Genomic DNA, 16,479 nt, shown 5'->3' on the forward strand with positions numbered 1-16,479 from the left:
ATAATATTGCCAACAAGTATAAGCAATATTTTAAGACGGAAATTGAAACCCGGTAATGAATAAAATAAATTCACACTGCCAGGTTTCATCCGCCGGAAAAAAGACAAATAAGTACGGATGAAACAGTTTAACAGATACCTGGTCACAGCAGCGCTTCCATACGCCAATGGCCCCGTGCATATCGGGCACCTGGCGGGTTGTTACCTACCTTCGGATATATACGTGCGTTACCTGCGGGCAACCGGGGCAGACGTAAAATTCATATGCGGCACGGACGAACATGGAGTTCCCATCACCATTAAGGCGATGAAGGAAAACGTAACCCCGCAGGATATTGTAGACAAATATTACGCGATCATACGCGACAGCTTCGCAGCGATGGGTATATCTTTCGATGTGTTCTCGCGTACCTCCAATACAGTACATCACGAAACCGCTTCTGCCTTCTTCACCAACATGTACGAAAAAGGACTGTTCGAAGAAAAAGAATCGGAGCAGTATTATGATGAAGTGAAAAACGTGTTCCTGGCCGATCGTTACATTATCGGTACCTGCCCTAAATGTGGTAACGATAAAGCATACGGCGACCAGTGCGAACGTTGCGGCACCTCGCTGAGCCCGGATGAACTCATCAACCCAAGATCTGCACTGAGCGATGCAGTGCCTGTGAAAAGGAAAACAAAACACTGGTACATGCCTTTACAGCAGTACGAACCATGGTTGAAAGAATGGTTGCTGGAAGGACATAAAGAGTGGAAAAATAACGTATACGGACAGTGTAAAAGCTGGATAGACAGTGGCCTGCAAAGTCGCGCCATGACCCGCGACAGCAACTGGGGCATTAAAGTGCCTTTACCGGATGCGGAAGGCAAGGTGTTATATGTTTGGTTCGATGCGCCTATCGGTTACATATCTGCCACCAAAGAACTGACGCCCGACTGGCAAAAGTACTGGTGCCAGGACGATACCAAACTGGTACATTTTATCGGTAAGGACAATATCGTGTTCCACTGTATTATATTCCCGGCTATGTTGAAGGCGCACGGTAATTTCGTGTTGCCCGAAAACGTACCCGCTAACGAGTTCCTGAACATTGAAGGCGAAAAGGTATCAACATCGCGCAACTGGGCGGTGTGGGTAAACGATTATGTAAAGGACTTTCCCGATCAGCAGGATGTGCTGCGTTATGTATTATGCAGCACTGCGCCGGAAACAAAAGATAATGACTTTACCTGGAAAGACTTTCAGGATCGCAATAACAGCGAGCTGGTATCCATCTTCGGTAATTTCGTGAACCGTACCATGGTGCTTATGCACAAGCTGTGTGGGGGTAAAGTGCCGCCCATACATGCGGATGTGAAGGATGAAAGGGACGATGCGGTGTTTCAGATGTTGCAGAGCGCAAAACAGAAAATCACCGATTCGCTGGAAAACTACCGTTTCCGGGAAGCCCTGTCGGAAATGATGAACGTAGCGCGTGAAGGCAACCGTTATTTACAGGAAAAGGCGCCATGGCTGCTGGCAAAAACACCAGAACTACAGGCCGAAAATCAAAAGGTGATCGATAACTGTTTGCACGTGTGTTTACAACTGACCGCTAACCTGGCGATATTCGCCAATCCTTTCCTGCCTTTCACCGCGCAGAAAATCTGCCATATGCTGAAGGTGGTCGATCGTATGCTTGAATGGAGCAACGCCGGCAGCATGAAGCTGGTGAGCGTGGGTTATACTTTACGCGCGCCGGAATTATTATTTAAGAAAATAGAAGACGAACAGGTGAAAGAACAAGTAGATAAATTGCATGCAGGTTTAGCGCAGTCTGCCGCCGCACAAGCCGCCGCAGAACCCGCTAAACCAGCAGCGCCAAAGAAAGCAGAAATCCAATACGACGACTTCGCGAAACTGGAACTGAAAGCCGGTACCATTACCGCGGCTGAGAAGGTCGAGAAAGCAGACAAACTGCTGAAACTGACCGTAGACCTGGGTAGCGAACAACGCACTGTAGTTTCTGGTATTGCCATGCACTATAAACCAGAGGATATCGTAGGCAAACAGGTTACGCTCGTTGCCAACCTGGCCCCACGCAAAATGCGCGGTATCGAAAGCCAGGGTATGATACTGATGGCGGAAGATGAAGATGGCCGCCTGGTATTCGTGAACCCTGCCGAGGCGGTAGCGCCCGGTAGTAACGTAAGCTAATCTTACTGAAATAAGAATGGCCGCCTATCAACGGCCGTTTATAATACTGCTTTAAAGGCTTTAAAAACACAACAGGCGTCAGCGTTTGTTGTGTTTTTTTGTTTTAATGTTGTTCACAATCAATTGATTGTTACTATATAGGGCGTTGTGAAAGCGGCATTGGCAATATTTTCTGCTGCAAACAGTGGTGGTGCGTACGGTAGCTTGTTTACCAGCGCGGGTTGGCGGGCGAGGCAAAGTTTCATCTGCCTGTTTGATGTACGAATGGCAAAAAACACTAAATTCATTTATTATTCCACAAGTTCAATAACCGCATAAAAGCAGGAAACATGCAAAGAAGAATCAATAAAGTAGCTGTGCTGGGATCAGGGGTAATGGGCTCAAGAATTGCCTGTCATTTTGCAGGCATTGGCGTTAAAGTACTGTTGCTGGACATTGCACCGAAAGAACCGAACGACGCGGAGAAAGCGAAAGGCCTCAGTACTGATCATCCGGCTGTGAAAAACCGTATTGTAAACGAGGCTTTGCAGGCTGCTTTAAAATCGAACCCTTCGCCTGTTTTTAATAAAGAGGTGGCTAAACATATCAGGACGGGCAACTTTACCGACAATATGAAAGATATTGCGGGTTACGACTGGATCATTGAGGTGGTGGTGGAAAACCTGGAGGTGAAGAAGTCGGTGTTCGAACAGGTAGAACAATTCCGTAAACCCGGTACCCTCATTACTTCCAATACATCGGGCATTCCTATTCATTTGATGACGGAGGGCCGGAGCGAAGACTTTAAAAAACATTTCTGCGGTACGCACTTCTTCAACCCGCCGCGTTACCTGCGCCTGCTGGAAGTAATTCCAACACCGCATACCGATCCTGAAGTAGTGGATTTCCTGATGCACTACGGCGACCTGTACCTGGGTAAAACCACGGTGCTGGCGAAAGATACTCCTGCCTTCATCGCTAACCGCGTGGGCGTATTTTCCATTATGGCCATCTTTCATATTATGGAGGAGATGGGCTTAAACGTGGATGAAATAGATACGCTGACCGGCCCTGTAATTGGCCGCCCTAAATCGGCCACGTTCCGTACGGCCGATGTGGTGGGTATCGACACCCTCGTGAAAGTGGCCGTGGGAGTGGAACAAAACTGTCCGCAGGACGAAGCAAAAGCGATATTTAAAATACCCGCTTTCCTGCAAAAGATCGTAGACAACAAATGGCTGGGCGATAAAACAGGCCAGGGGTTTTATAAGAAAACAAAAGGAGAAGGCGGAAAAGAAATACTGACGCTAAACCTGCAAACCATGGAGTATGGCCCGCGCCAGAAGGCAAGGTTCGGCAGCATAGAAGCGGCCAAACCGATAGACGACCTGAAACAGCGGATACGTGCAGTGGCGAATGGCACCGACAAAGCGGGGCAGTTCTATCAATCTTTCCATGCTTATCTTTTCTCTTACATCTCACACCGTATTCCCGAAGTAGCCGATGATCTTTATAAAGTGGACGATGCCATGAAAGCCGGTTTTGGCTGGGAGATAGGTGCTTTCGAAACCTGGGATTTGCTGGGCGTGGAAAGCGGTATCAAAACCATCGAAGCGAAAGGTTTAACCGTTGCCCAATGGGTGAAAGATATGCTGGGCAAAGGCATTAAGCACTTCTACAAAATAGAGAACGGTAAAAAGTATTACTACAGCCAGGTATCGCAGCAATACGAAGCTATACCGGGTACCGATAACTTCGTGATACTTGAAAACTATGCAGGCAACGTTATCTGGAAAAACGCCGCCTGTAGTTTGTACGACCTGGGCGATGGTGTAGCCTGCCTCGATTGGAAAACAAAGATGAACACCATTGGCGGTGAAGTGCTGGAAGGAATTCATAAAGCAGTAGACCGTGCGGAAAAAGATTTCCTTGGTTTAGTGATAGGGAACGATGGTGCCGTGTTTTCGGCAGGCGCCAATGTGGGTATGATATTTATGTTTGCGGCAGAGCAGGAGTACGATGAACTGGACATGGCCGTTCGCCTGTTCCAGCGTACGACCATGCGCCTGCGTTACTCCTCCATCCCTGTAGTAGTGGCTCCTCATGGTCTTACGTTAGGTGGTGGCTGCGAGATGAGTTTACATGCAGATAAAGTGCAGGCCGCAGCAGAAAGTTATATTGGCCTCGTGGAATTTGGTGTAGGTCTTATTCCAGGCGGCGGCGGTACTAAAGAAATGGCTTTAAGGGCAGCCGATGAATTTAAAGATGGATTAGTGGAGAATAATATCCTCCAGGAGCGTTATCTTACAATAGCCACCGCTAAAGTGAGTACCTCCGCGCACGAAGCCTTTGACTTAGGTATTTTAAGGCATGGTACAGATGAAATAAGTCTTAACCAAAGCCGGGTGATTGCCGATGCGAAACGCAGTGTGATAGAGATAGCGGCCGATGGTTATACCAGGCCGGTAGAACGTACCGATGTGAAAGTATTGGGTCGCGGTGGTTTAGGCGCTATGCTGGCCGGTGTGAACGGGATGAAGTTCGGTAATTACATTTCCGAGCATGATGCTAAGATAGCAGGCAAGCTGGCGTACGTAATGTGTGGCGGCGACCTGAGCGAACCTACGCTGGTGAGCGAGCAATACCTGCTGGACCTGGAAAGGGAAGCCTTCCTGAGCCTTTGTGGTGAAAGGAAAACGCTCGAACGCCTGCAGGCGATGCTTAAAACCGGCAAACCCCTCCGTAACTAGAAATTTTAACCTGTTGGGTGATAGAAAAGGGGTGTTGGTCAAACAAACACCCCTTTTTTTATATCTCGCCCTATATTCACCTAAAATTTATCAACTGTGTCAATTCTATCCCTCAACAACATCGCTAAAAGCTACGGACGTATACAGGCGCTAAAAGGCGTTTCGTTCGACGTCCCGGCGGGTAGCGTTTTCGGCATACTCGGGCCTAACGGTAGTGGTAAAACTACCCTGTTAGGTATAGTAACCGATGTGCTCAAAGCCGATTCCGGCACCTTTACCCTGTTTGACGGCCCCGCGGGTGCCGATGCCCGTAAACAAATAGGCACGCTGCTGGAAACGCCCAACTTTTACCATTACCTGTCGGCCTTCGATAACCTGCGCATTGCAGCGGCTATTAAAGGTCGTGGCGAGGATGATATACAACGTGTACTTGGCATTGCCGGTCTTACCGAGCGTCAGCACTCCAAATTCAAAACCTTTTCCCTGGGTATGAAACAGCGCCTGGCCATTGCCTCCGCGCTGCTGGGCGACCCAGGCGTACTGGTGCTGGATGAGCCCACCAACGGCCTCGATCCAGTGGGTATTGCTGAAGTAAGGCGCCTGATCAAGGAGCTGGCCGGTATGGGTAAAACCGTAATTATGGCCAGCCATCTGCTGGATGAGGTAGAGAAGGTGTGCGATCATGTGGCGATCATGTTAAAAGGTAACCTGCTGATGAGCGGGCCTGTATCGCAGGTGATAAGCCGGGAAGATTTTATAGAGATGGGTGCTGCCGACCTGGAAAGGCTGAAGCAGGTGATAGCCGGGCATCCTGCCTTTTCAAGCATTGTAGCCAGTACAGAAACGCTGCAGGTAAGCTTCCACAATGGAACTACCGCGGAAGAAGTAAACGCCTGGTGCTTCGAGAACGGCGTACGTCTTAACCATCTCATCATCCGCAAAAAGAGCCTGGAAGCGGCATTTTTTGAAATCACCAAAGCTTAATCATCATGTTCAATATTATACGTACAGAATGGCTGAAGGTAAGAACGTACCGCACATTTTGGGTACTGTTTGGCGTAGCCGTGCTTTTTATACCGGCCATTAACATTATCGTGGCCGAATTTAACCGGAATATAAAAGGCGAAACAAAAGGCCTGTTTTCTATCGCCCTTTACGACTTCGATACCGTGTGGCGCATGATGGGGAATGTAACGTCCCTGTTCACCATCTTTTTCGGGTTCCTGGTTATTATATTGGTTACCAATGAGTTCACCTTTAAAACACACCGCCAGAACGTAATCGATGGCTGGAGCCGGGTTGATTTCCTGCTCTCCAAAGTATTCTGGGTATTGTTCCTCTCCGTATTTGCGCTGATCATCACCGTTATTACCGGGTTGTGCCTGGGCCTGGTGTATGGCAAGAGCGACATCGGCTTCGACGATTTCAGTGCCGTGTGGTTCTATTTCGGCCAAATGGTGCTGATGTTAACCATGGCGTTGTTTGTCGGCATGTTTGTGAAACGTGCGGGACTGGCCATGGTGCTGTACCTGGCTTATACCATGGGGGTAGAGCAGTTGATCGTAGCGGTAGGCAAGAAGTACGTGGGATCGGTATTTACATTACTGCCCATACAGGCTGGCGATGAAATGATGCCCCTGCCGATAGTGGACAAAATGGTACCCAACGTAAGCCTTTATTCTCCTACAGTGTATGCGCTTACGATAGTGGCTTATATAGGCCTGTTCGGTTACCTGGTGTACCGGAAAATGGCAAAGGCCGATCTGTAATAAGATCACAGCTGGTTTAGCAAGGGAGGAAGGCGGGAGGTAATATCTCCCATCTTCCTCCCTTTTTTTCATATTCTTATACTATATTTTTTTATTTAACATTTAATATTTCTGATTGTAGCCGCCGGAGGTTAAATTTGTTGTCTAAAGCCTTTACAATTGAAAAATGAGGAAATAACCATACTGGTTACCAACGATGATGGCATTACCGCCCCGGGCATACGTGCGCTGGTAAATGCGGTAAAATCATTGGGCAGGGTAGTAGTGGTAGCGCCCGACAGTCCGCAGTCGGGCAAGGGGCATGCTATTACTATTGGAACACCGCTGCGGCTGGACCAGGTGGATGTTTTCGAAGGAGTAGAGTCCTGGCAATGTTCAGGAACACCGGTAGATTGTGTAAAGCTGGCCCGGGCCAAAATCCTGCACCGCAGGCCCGATATCTGTGTAAGCGGTATTAACCACGGCGCTAACCACTCCATCAATATCATTTATTCCGGCACCATGTCGGCCGCGATGGAAGCAGCCCTGGAAGGTGTGCCTTCAGTAGGTTTCTCGTACCTCGATTACAACTACGATGCGGATTTCACCCTGCCGCAGCAGGTAGCGCACGAGGTAACAGCAAAAATGATCAATACCAAACTGCCGGCCGGAACGTTATTCAATGTAAACATTCCGAAGCTGGACGTTAAAGATTATAAAGGCATCCGTATATGCAGGCAGGCCAATGCAAAATGGGTAGAAGAGTTTGAGGAAAGAGTTGATCCGCATAGCAAGAAGTATTACTGGCTTACCGGTGAGTTCCGTAACCTGGATGAGGGCGATGATACCGACGTGTGGGCGCTGGAAAACGGGTATACATCGCTGGTACCTGTACAGTATGATCTTACCGATTATAAACTAAAGCAACAACTTATATCCGAATGGAAGTTCTGACCAATAATCCCATTAATACCATGTTAAAAAAAGATAACCTCCTGCTGGGCGTCATACTTGGTCTGCTTACCCCGGTGGTAGGTATGATACTCTATTATTTCCTCGCGTTTTTACCGAAAGGTTTGTCGTTTACCGGTTTCGTCGAGCTGCTGGGAACTAATCGTTTTCTGCTGCCTAAGTTCATCAGCGTATCGCTGTTGCTCAATGGCCTGGTGTTTTACCTGTACACCCGCAAACGCCGCGATGTAACGGCTAAAGGCATTTTCCTGGTTACCATGTTGTACGCAATTGTTATCTTGCTGCTCAAACTTATTTTTTAGAAAGGAGAAGGAGCATGAAATACTACATTATCGCCGGTGAGGCTTCGGGAGATCTGCATGGGAGTAACCTCATCAAACAATTGAAGCAACTGGACACAGCGGCCGATATACGTTGCTGGGGCGGCGATATGATGGAACAGGCTGGCGCAAAAGTAGTGAAACACTATCGCGACCTGGCTTTCATGGGCTTTATAGAGGTGGTGATGAACCTGCGCACCATTCTTAAGAACCTCGACATCTGCAAACAAGATATACTCGCTTATAAACCTGATATTCTCGTATTGATCGACTACCCCGGTTTTAACCTGCGTATTGCCGAATGGGCAAAACAGCAGGGAATCAAGGTCGCTTTTTACATCTCTCCCCAGGTATGGGCCTGGAAAGAAGGAAGGGTGAAAAAGATAAGGGAAACGGTGGATAAGATGCTGGTGATACTGCCTTTCGAGAAAGACTATTACCGGGATAAGTGGAATTACGAAGTGGAATATGTAGGCCATCCGCTGATAGAAGTGGTGAAAGAGGCGAGAGAACAACCTGCCGCGCCGAAGTTTTCCGATAAGCCTGTTATTGCCCTGCTGCCCGGCAGCCGCAAACAGGAGGTAACGATGAAACTGCCTATCATGCTCACCATGGCCCGCTACTTCCCCGAATACCAGTTCGTGGTAGCCCAGGCCCCTAGTCTTGACGATGCTTTCGTGAACAGTTTTGTATCAGCTTATCCCAACGTATCGCTGGTAAAAGGACAAACATATTCTTTGCTGATGCAGGCCAGTGCCGCACTGGTTACTTCCGGCACCGCCACCCTGGAAACCGCCTTGTTCGGTGTGCCCGAAGTGGTTTGTTACAAAGGCAGTTCCATCTCCTACTTCCTGGCCAAACGCCTGATTAAAGTAAAATACATTTCGCTGGTCAACCTGATCATGGATAAACCGGTGGTGAAAGAACTGATACAACACGACCTTACGGAAGAAAAACTGCTGAAAGAATTAACCCTCCTGCTAAAAGACGAACACAGAAAGCAGCAGATGAAAGCCGACTACGCTGCCCTCTGGACGCTGCTGGGCGAAGGCAACGCTTCGCGCCGCGCCGCCAAAGCAATTGTAGACATGCTTTAATGATGCCTGAACAGGCGGATGATCATAATCACCAATGCTACCAGGAACAGCAGGATGGATATCCTGTTCATACCATGCATCATGCGGGTGTTAATGCCCGCGGGTGCCGATGGGTCTTTTTTCCTGAGAAACAGGTACTGCGCTATCTGTTGAAAAATACTTTTCATAAATGTCCTTTTCTCCTGCAAATATCCCCCAAATTTGGCTGCCAGTGATTAATTGAGCATTTTTATGCAAAGATTTTTCATGAAGAGCAGGCTTTTTTCGATCAGATCGGTGATTTTGATCTTTTTAATGATGGGGGCTATGAACACCATTATTGCACAAACACAACGTATTCCACTGGATAAAGGCTGGGAATTCCGCCGCCTGGACGACAACCACTGGTTGCCGGCCACAGTGCCCGGTGCCGTGCATACGGACCTGATCAACAATAAGAAAATTCCTGATCCCTATTTCGGTACCAATGAAAAGGGAATGCAATGGCTGGATAAACTCGACTGGGAATATCGCACTAATGTAAATATCCCGGCCAGCCTGCTTCAACAGCCGTTTGTTGACCTGGTAACGGAAGGCCTGGACACCTACGCCGATGTATACATAAACGACCAGCAGGTGCTGCAGTCGCAGAACATGTTCGTGGCGCATCAAACGGAAATAAAACAACACCTGAAAGCAGGCAGCAACAGCATTCGCATCGTGTTTCACAGTCCGATAAAAAAGGATATGCCGAAGTTCCTGCGCGATGGTTTCTTATACCCCGCAGGCAACGACCAGATGGACATCCCTTTAAGCATCTACGCCCGTAAAGCGCCCTACCATTACGGCTGGGACTGGGGCCCGCGCCTTGTCACTTCCGGTATATGGAAACCGGTTTACCTGCAGGCGAGAGGAAAAGCCGCACAGCACGACGTGTGGGTGAAACAACTGAAACTCGACGATAAAAAGGCAGACCTCTCCGCCACCGCAGTAATCGATGTACAGCAGGCCGGTAAATACCGTTTGCTGGTGCATAGCCTCGATAAAGCGTTTAAAGATCAGGTGTTACCACTGGACCTGCAGCCCGGAAAACATACCGTGGCCCTGCCGTTCAGCATCAGCAATCCGCAGCGCTGGTGGCCGCTCGGCTTAGGTGCGCAAAAACTGTATAATGTGCAGGTGGCCTTGCTGGATGGTAAGGATACCTTATCTACCCAAACCCAAAGAATAGGCCTGCGCTCCATCGAAGTGGTGAATAAGCCGGATAGCCTGGGCGAAAGCTTTTACGTAAAAGTGAATAACGTGCCGGTGTTCATGAAAGGCGCCAACTACATTCCGCAGGATAACTTTTTACCACGTGTTACCGACGCCCGCTACCGCAAGCTGTTTGCCGATATGAAAGAAGCCAACTTCAACATGGTGCGCGTATGGGGCGGCGGCATTTACGAAAACGATATCTTCTACGACCTCGCCGATGAAAACGGTATACTGGTATGGCAGGACTTTATGTTTGCCTGCTCACTGTACCCTTCTGACAAAGACTTTCTGCAACAGGTAACCGAAGAGGCTGCGCAAAATATCAAACGCCTTCGCACACATCCATCGCTTGCACTCTGGTGTGGTAATAATGAAATTGGTGTTGCCATTAATAACTGGGGCTGGAAAGATGGTTATGGTTATACCGATGCGCAGTGGAACACCCTGCTGAAAGGTTATGATCAGTTGTTTAAAGAACTGTTGCCTGCCCAGGTAAAAGCCAATGATCCGGAACGTTTCTATTTCCATTCCTCACCTATCAGCAACTGGGGTACGCCGCAGGATTTTACCAAAGGCGATAACCATTACTGGGGAGTATGGCACGGTATGGAATGGTTTGAGGCTTTCCTGACCAAAGTGCCGCGTTTTATGAGTGAGTATGGCTTTCAGTCGTTTCCCGACCTGCATACGGTGCGCAGGTTTGCGAACGAAAGTGATTATAATATCAATTCGTTTGTGATGATGGCTCACCAGCGCAGTACTACGCGTGGTAATGCGGCCATCCGCACTTACATGTTACATTACTACAATGAACCAAAGGACTTCTCATCTTTTTTATACGTCAACCATGTTTTGCAGGCGGAAGGTATGAAAGTGGGCATGGAAGCACACCGTCGCGCGATGCCTTATTGTATGGGAACACTGTACTGGCAGGTAAACGACTGCTGGCCGGCCGCTTCGTGGTCGGGCATTGATTATTACGGGAGATGGAAAGCAATGCACTATTACGTGAAGAAAGCTTACGAGCCGGTACTCGTATCGAACGTAATAGAGAAAGATAAACTAAACACTTACGTGGTGTCGGACAAACTCACCGATGAAAAGCTGCAACTGGAATTGTCGCTAACAGACCTGGAGGGTAAAGTGATCTGGAAAAAGCAGCAGGTGATTACCGCAAAGGCGAACACCAGCGCGGTGCAGCATAGCATCGCTTTAACAGCGTTATTAAAGGGTGTAGATACTTCGAGGGTAATATTCTATTCGAAATTGGTAAAGAACGCTCAGATAACGGGCGATAATGTGTTTTATTTTGCTAAACCGAAATCGCTGGCACTTTCGGAACCAGGTATTACGCAGGAAATAAGTGAAAAGGATGGGGTGATAAGCGTAACACTGAAAACAAAGAAGCTGGCGAAAAACGTGTATCTTTTCTTAAACAGTGACAATGCCTCCCATTTCGGCGATAACTACTTTGACATGATGCCGGGTGAGGAAAGAACAGTGACGATAACAACTACTAACAGCCTGGAGCAGGTGAAGAAAGGCCTGCAGGTGAGCAGCCTTTACAACGCGGGAAATAATTAGAACTACAATTAACCAATATGAAAAGAGTATTGATTGCATGTTGCCTTGGAATGCTGTGTTTTACAGCCGCCAAAGCGCAGGAGGAAACGCCTTACGTGCCCGAAAAGGACCCGGTGGTGGCGAAGAAGCTGGACGATTGGCAGGACTGGAAATTCGGACTGATCATGCACTGGGGCACTTATTCCCAGTGGGGTATCGTTGAATCGTGGAGCCTTTGCCCGGAGGATGAAGGATGGACGCAGCGTACGCCCGCAGGCATTCCTTACTACGACTATGTTAAAAAGTACGAAGCCCTGGCCAACACCTTTAACCCATCTGCCTTTGACCCTGAAAGATGGGCCAAAGCGGCAAAAGGCGCCGGCATGCAATACATGATTTTCACCACCAAACACCACGATGGTTTCTGTATGTTCGATACGAAGCAAACAGACTATCGTGTAACCGCACCTAATGTGCCTTTTAGCAAGAACCCGCGTGCGAACATCACCAAAGAAGTATTCGGCGCTTTCCGCAAAGAAGGTATCCATGTAGGCGCTTACTTTTCAAAGCCCGACTGGAATACGGAGAATTACTGGTGGTCGTACTTCCCGCCGAAAGACAGGAACGTGAACTACGAGATCGCTAAATATCCTGACAGGTGGAAGAAGTTCCGGCAGTTTACTTATAACCAGATCGAAGAACTGATGACGGGTTACGGTAACGTGGAAATACTCTGGCTGGACGGCGGCTGGGTACGTCCGCTGAATATGCACAACAAAGAATCACTCTCCTGGAATAAAACACCTGCGCAGGACCAGGACATTGATATGGCCGGCATTACTAAAATGGCGCGCCAGCATCAGCCGGGTTTGATCGTGGTCGATCGCAGCGTACATGGTCCGTTCGAGAACTACCGTACGCCGGAACAACAGATCCCTGAGAAGCCACTGAGTTATCCATGGGAAACCTGTATGACCATGGGCGGCTCATGGTCGTATGTGCCGAATGATGTGTATAAACCAACAAATACCATCATTCATAACCTGGTGGATATTGTGGCCAAGGGCGGTAACTACCTGCTCAACGTTGGCCCCGGCCCGAACGGCGAGTGGCACAACGAAGCTTATACCCGCATGGAAGAAATAGGTGCATGGATGAAACAGAACGGTGAGGCGATTTATGGCACCCGTGCAGTAGCGCCTTACAAAGATGGAAAGGTATGTTTCACCCAGAAGAAGAACGGCGGCGCTATTTATGCCATCTACCTGCTGGAGGAAAATGAAGGCCTGCCTGCCACCATCAGCTTCAAAGGACTGAACCTGAAAAAAGGAACGAAAGTATCTATCCTGGGCGCTAAAGGAAATTTATCCTGGAAAGCGAACGGCGATGAAACCGTGATCGCTATACCAGCGTCGGCCCGCAAAAGTGTTTTTTCACACGCAGTAGCTATTAAACTGGGGTAATAATTTTTGAATAGATAGAAAAGCAGAAGGCCATTCCGTTACGGATGGCCTTCTGCTTTTTCTACTTTATTTCGTTCAGCCATTTGGCAAAGTGGAAGGATACGCCAAGGTGAAAGTTGATCGGCTGGAAGTATTCGCCATGGTCCCAGTCGTCATATTCGGCATTATTGCTGCCGGTCACGTTCGGCGCCCTGTCGAACGGCAGAACAAACCCGATCTGTCCCATAAAACGCACGTACTTAAAGCCTACTTTGATAGTAGCCGCAGGTTCCCAGTTTACCATCCACTTGTCCCGGAATTCCAGGAAGTTTTGCTGGTAATAATCATCGTCCTGGAAAGCCAGAGGGCCTATAGACGCTTTGTTAAAGTGCAGTACCGAAAAGCGGCTGGCAATTGAGAAGTCGACCACTTTGTGCGCTATCCCGAACCCAGGTTGGATAAAAAACTTATCGAAGCCGGCAGTGATCTTGTAATCACGTTTGGTGCTGCGCACCGGATCTTCTGTATCGTAATAATTAGCGGCTACTGTTCTGAAGTTACCACGCCCATAACCGCCATATACTTCAAACACTTTAGCCTTGGTGCGCGACCTGCCGAACCTGTTAAAGTAACCGGCGCCCACTTCAAACAGTCCGCCCCGTACATCATTATCATAAGGGTACGTAGGATCGTCGTCGGGATTGTTGCCGTTGTCAAAGCGGAACACGTACTGGCCGTTGGCCATAATGCCTATGTGGTCGGTAACAGCGTAGGCCAGCTGATAGTTGGTAAACGTAAGGTTGGCCTTCAGTTCGTTCTTTTCCTGTAAAACAGGCGCATTTACGGCGTTTGGTACATAAATGTGCATCTTGTCGGAGCAGGAGCAGAGGATGGCGGTAAACGCGGAAAGAATCAGAATAAGTGATTGTTTCATGCAGGGGATGGTTGAGCGTGATAAAGGATGTTTATAGATCAGTATAACAGTGCTTAAAGATCGGTATTTTTTATTTCATGGCTGCGGTCATTTAGCGGTGATCTCTTCATTACCGGGAGCAGCTGAGTGCGAAGTCCGGGCCGATAAATGTTTCATACGGTGATAGATTTTGGGCCAAACTAAAAATCCCCTGCCGCGGTAACGACAGGGGAGCGTGTTTTATCTTTTCGCATTCAGCCAACTGCCGAAGTTGAACGATGCGCCTACGTTAAAGGCTACCCTTTGAAAGTAGTCGGTGATGTAAGTGTCGCTGTATTCATCATCGCGCAGCGCGTTTGATACGGTGAGCTGCATAGAGTATTTGATGTACTTGTAACCCACCTTAAAAGTAACGGTAGGTTCCAGGAAAGGTACCCAGGTATTGTTAAGGGAAGTAAAGTTGGCCAGGCCCTCCGGATCATTGGCAAACGCCAGTGAGTTCCTGGTTTGACTATGGAAGCGTACTACAGAAAAGCGCGGCGTAAACGCTACCTCAATTACTTTATGCGACAGGCCAATGGAAGGCTGCACAAAGAATTTAGTAAAGCGGCTGCCTACCTTGTAATCGACTTTCTTATCGGTGCCCGCGTTTTGATAATACGCATCGTCGATGGTGCGGAAGTTACCTATGCCAACACCGCCATACACATCGAACACCGCTCTGCGTTTTTCATCGAGGGCGGTAAAGTAACCTGCTCCTACTTCCACCGAGCTGCCCCGGGCATCGTAGTCGATCACGTCGTCGTCGCCATAGTACTCTCCATTATCGCCGCCATACAGCCAGCTACGGTTAAATACCCACTGTCCGCCAGCCATAACGGCAAAGTGATCGGTGGGAGCGTAGGCAATTTGAGCGGCGTTGAGGGATACGAGACCTTTAACTTCATTTTTTTCTTTTAACAGGGGAACGTTTACGGCGCTGGGCACATAAACATGCATGGTTTCTGTACATGCGCTAAAGGCGCAGGTAATAACAGCCAGGCACAGGAATACATAGATTCTCATATAGTTTATTGTAGGTACGTAATATAGATGTTGGAATGGTCGAAAATGTTACAATTCAGGCATTATTTCCGGGTCGAATCTCTTTTGATGAGTTCTACTTCAAATACATAATTTTTGATGATACGGCTTTTCTCGTCCTGGTTAATGAGTTGTACAAGCGTTTCTATGGCCTTTTCGCCCATTTTATACCCCGATTGCTCCACGGTAGTAAGCGAGGGGGTGATAATACGGGAAGAAAGGTCGTTGGAGTAGCCCACCACCTTGATCTGCTCCGGTATCGCGATGTTCCGCCTCCTGGCCTCCTGTATGAAACCTACGGCCGACATATCATTCGCAGAAAACAGTCCGTCGGGCAGGTCGGGACCGGCCAGCATTTGCTCGCTGGCTTCCAGTGCGGCGTCCAGGGTGAGGTTATGAACAGATACGAGTTTCTCGTCGAAAGGGATGCCATACTTTTCAAGTGCCGCCTTATAACCCGCCAGGCGTTGCTGGTAAAGGTTACAGGTTAACACCCCGGAGAAGTGGGCAATACGTTTGCAGCCCTGTTCTATAAGATGCTCCGTTGCCAGGAAACCGCCTTTGAAGTCGTCGCCCGTAATCGTATACCCCTTGAAATCGGCCGGTACCCGGTCGTAGAATATCAGGGGGATATTATTTTTAACAAAGGGATTGAAGTGGTCGAAGTTGGTGGTGAACATGGACGATACGGCCAGCAGCCCGTCTACCCTCAGCGAGTAAAAGGTGTGTACCAGTTCTTTTTCCATGGCCACGGTTTCGTCCGACTGGCCTATAACGATACTGAACCCGTACTTATGTGCTTCGTGCTGAATACCGCTGATGGCGGTGCTCTGGAAGTACATGGAGGTTCGGGGTACAATAAGGCCGATGATGTTCGACCGCTTTTTGCGCAGGCTCGAAGCTATCCAGTTGGGTACATAACCCATTTCGGTAGCCATTTGCTGCACCTTTTCACGCGTATCCTCGTTAATCAGGGGATTGTTTTGCAGTGCTCTCGATACCGTGGAAGCGGAAAGACTAAGCGCTTTAGCGATGTCGTAGATCGTTATTTTATTGGTGCTGTTACGTTCTTTCACTTTGGGTGCTTATAATCGGTAGCTATATTAAGGAATTAATACGATATCGCTGGTTTTATCCTTAACTTTAGTAAACACCCCTACTCCTTATAATCGCCTGG

General features: G+C 48.5%; 13 protein-coding genes. 9 read left to right on the plus strand and 4 right to left on the minus strand.

Annotated elements, in window-relative coordinates; genetic code table 11:
* Positions 1-117 precede the first annotated feature (117 nt).
* The 7 genes from metG to lpxB all read left to right on the plus strand — a co-directional run bounded on the left by metG (position 118) and on the right by lpxB (position 9,065).
* Positions 118-2,199, plus strand: a complete 2,082-nt coding sequence (metG, locus tag QZT80_RS08385; RefSeq protein ID WP_295120438.1) for a methionine--tRNA ligase — start codon at positions 118-120, stop codon at positions 2,197-2,199.
* A 329-nt stretch (positions 2,200-2,528) separates the two neighbouring features.
* Entirely contained in the window at positions 2,529-4,928 is a 2,400-nt protein-coding gene (locus tag QZT80_RS08390) for a 3-hydroxyacyl-CoA dehydrogenase/enoyl-CoA hydratase family protein (protein WP_295120439.1), read from the plus strand.
* Positions 4,929-5,024: 96 nt separating this feature from the next.
* Positions 5,025-5,912: an ABC transporter ATP-binding protein gene (locus QZT80_RS08395; RefSeq protein WP_295120440.1), complete on the plus strand. Its 888-nt coding sequence runs from the start codon at positions 5,025-5,027 to the stop codon at positions 5,910-5,912.
* Positions 5,913-5,917: 5 nt separating this feature from the next.
* Positions 5,918-6,697, plus strand: a complete 780-nt coding sequence (locus QZT80_RS08400) for an ABC transporter permease (protein WP_295120441.1) — start codon at positions 5,918-5,920, stop codon at positions 6,695-6,697.
* A 159-nt stretch (positions 6,698-6,856) separates the two neighbouring features.
* Positions 6,857-7,630 (plus strand): 5'/3'-nucleotidase SurE, encoded by a 774-nt coding sequence (gene surE, locus QZT80_RS08405; RefSeq protein WP_295120442.1) that lies wholly within the window; start codon positions 6,857-6,859, stop codon positions 7,628-7,630.
* Positions 7,618-7,950: a hypothetical protein gene (locus QZT80_RS08410; protein ID WP_295120443.1), complete on the plus strand. Its 333-nt coding sequence runs from the start codon at positions 7,618-7,620 to the stop codon at positions 7,948-7,950. The genes surE and QZT80_RS08410 overlap by 13 nt, the downstream gene beginning before the upstream one ends.
* Before the next feature lie 14 nt (positions 7,951-7,964).
* Positions 7,965-9,065 (plus strand): lipid-A-disaccharide synthase, encoded by a 1,101-nt coding sequence (gene lpxB, locus QZT80_RS08415; protein ID WP_295120444.1) that lies wholly within the window; start codon positions 7,965-7,967, stop codon positions 9,063-9,065.
* Here lpxB and QZT80_RS08420 read toward each other — a convergent pair.
* Positions 9,062-9,232, minus strand: a complete 171-nt coding sequence (locus tag QZT80_RS08420) for a DUF6728 family protein (protein ID WP_295120445.1) — start codon at positions 9,230-9,232, stop codon at positions 9,062-9,064. The two genes, lpxB and QZT80_RS08420, sit on opposite strands and share 4 nt — an antisense overlap.
* 139 nt (positions 9,233-9,371) lie before the next feature.
* Here QZT80_RS08420 and QZT80_RS08425 point away from each other — a divergent pair, with 139 nt between their 5' ends.
* Both QZT80_RS08425 and QZT80_RS08430 read left to right on the plus strand, forming a co-directional pair.
* Complete coding sequence (locus tag QZT80_RS08425) at positions 9,372-11,885, plus strand: glycoside hydrolase family 2 protein (RefSeq protein WP_295120446.1); 2,514 nt, start codon at positions 9,372-9,374, stop codon at positions 11,883-11,885.
* Between the two features lie 17 nt (positions 11,886-11,902).
* Entirely contained in the window at positions 11,903-13,327 is a 1,425-nt protein-coding gene (locus QZT80_RS08430) for an alpha-L-fucosidase (RefSeq protein ID WP_295120447.1), read from the plus strand.
* Between the two features lie 61 nt (positions 13,328-13,388).
* Here the strand turns inward: QZT80_RS08430 and QZT80_RS08435 are convergent, their stop codons facing one another.
* The 3 genes from QZT80_RS08435 to QZT80_RS08445 all read right to left on the minus strand — a co-directional run bounded on the left by QZT80_RS08435 (position 13,389) and on the right by QZT80_RS08445 (position 16,378).
* A complete protein-coding gene (locus tag QZT80_RS08435) occupies positions 13,389-14,240 on the minus strand; it encodes a hypothetical protein (RefSeq protein ID WP_295120448.1) in 852 nt (283 codons plus the stop codon).
* A 219-nt stretch (positions 14,241-14,459) separates the two neighbouring features.
* Positions 14,460-15,284 carry a hypothetical protein gene (locus QZT80_RS08440; protein WP_295120450.1) on the minus strand — a complete coding sequence of 275 codons (825 nt, stop codon included), beginning with the start codon at positions 15,282-15,284 and terminating at the stop codon, positions 14,460-14,462.
* Between the two features lie 62 nt (positions 15,285-15,346).
* The gene (locus tag QZT80_RS08445) at positions 15,347-16,378 is read right to left on the minus strand and encodes a LacI family DNA-binding transcriptional regulator (RefSeq protein ID WP_295120452.1); all 1,032 of its coding nucleotides are present in this window, start codon (positions 16,376-16,378) and stop codon (positions 15,347-15,349) included.
* Positions 16,379-16,479: the final 101 nt, after the last annotated feature.

This window comes from uncultured Chitinophaga sp., assembly GCF_902168175.1.
GTDB lineage: Bacteria > Bacteroidota > Bacteroidia > Chitinophagales > Chitinophagaceae > Chitinophaga.

Excerpts from the sequence above, each read along its gene's own strand:
- QZT80_RS08390 (WP_295120439.1), top strand. The coding sequence starts at position 2,529 with ATGCAAAGAAGAATCAATAAAGTAGCTGTGCTGGGATCAGGGGTAATG.
- lpxB (WP_295120444.1), top strand. The coding sequence starts at position 7,965 with ATGAAATACTACATTATCGCCGGTGAGGCTTCGGGAGATCTGCATGGG.
- metG (WP_295120438.1), top strand. The coding sequence starts at position 118 with ATGAAACAGTTTAACAGATACCTGGTCACAGCAGCGCTTCCATACGCC.
- QZT80_RS08400 (WP_295120441.1), top strand. The coding sequence starts at position 5,918 with ATGTTCAATATTATACGTACAGAATGGCTGAAGGTAAGAACGTACCGC.
- QZT80_RS08410 (WP_295120443.1), top strand. The coding sequence starts at position 7,618 with ATGGAAGTTCTGACCAATAATCCCATTAATACCATGTTAAAAAAAGAT.
- QZT80_RS08420 (WP_295120445.1), bottom strand. The coding sequence starts at position 9,232 with ATGAAAAGTATTTTTCAACAGATAGCGCAGTACCTGTTTCTCAGGAAA.
- QZT80_RS08440 (WP_295120450.1), bottom strand. The coding sequence starts at position 15,284 with ATGAGAATCTATGTATTCCTGTGCCTGGCTGTTATTACCTGCGCCTTT.
- QZT80_RS08425 (WP_295120446.1), top strand. The coding sequence starts at position 9,372 with ATGAACACCATTATTGCACAAACACAACGTATTCCACTGGATAAAGGC.
- QZT80_RS08430 (WP_295120447.1), top strand. The coding sequence starts at position 11,903 with ATGAAAAGAGTATTGATTGCATGTTGCCTTGGAATGCTGTGTTTTACA.
- QZT80_RS08435 (WP_295120448.1), bottom strand. The coding sequence starts at position 14,240 with ATGAAACAATCACTTATTCTGATTCTTTCCGCGTTTACCGCCATCCTC.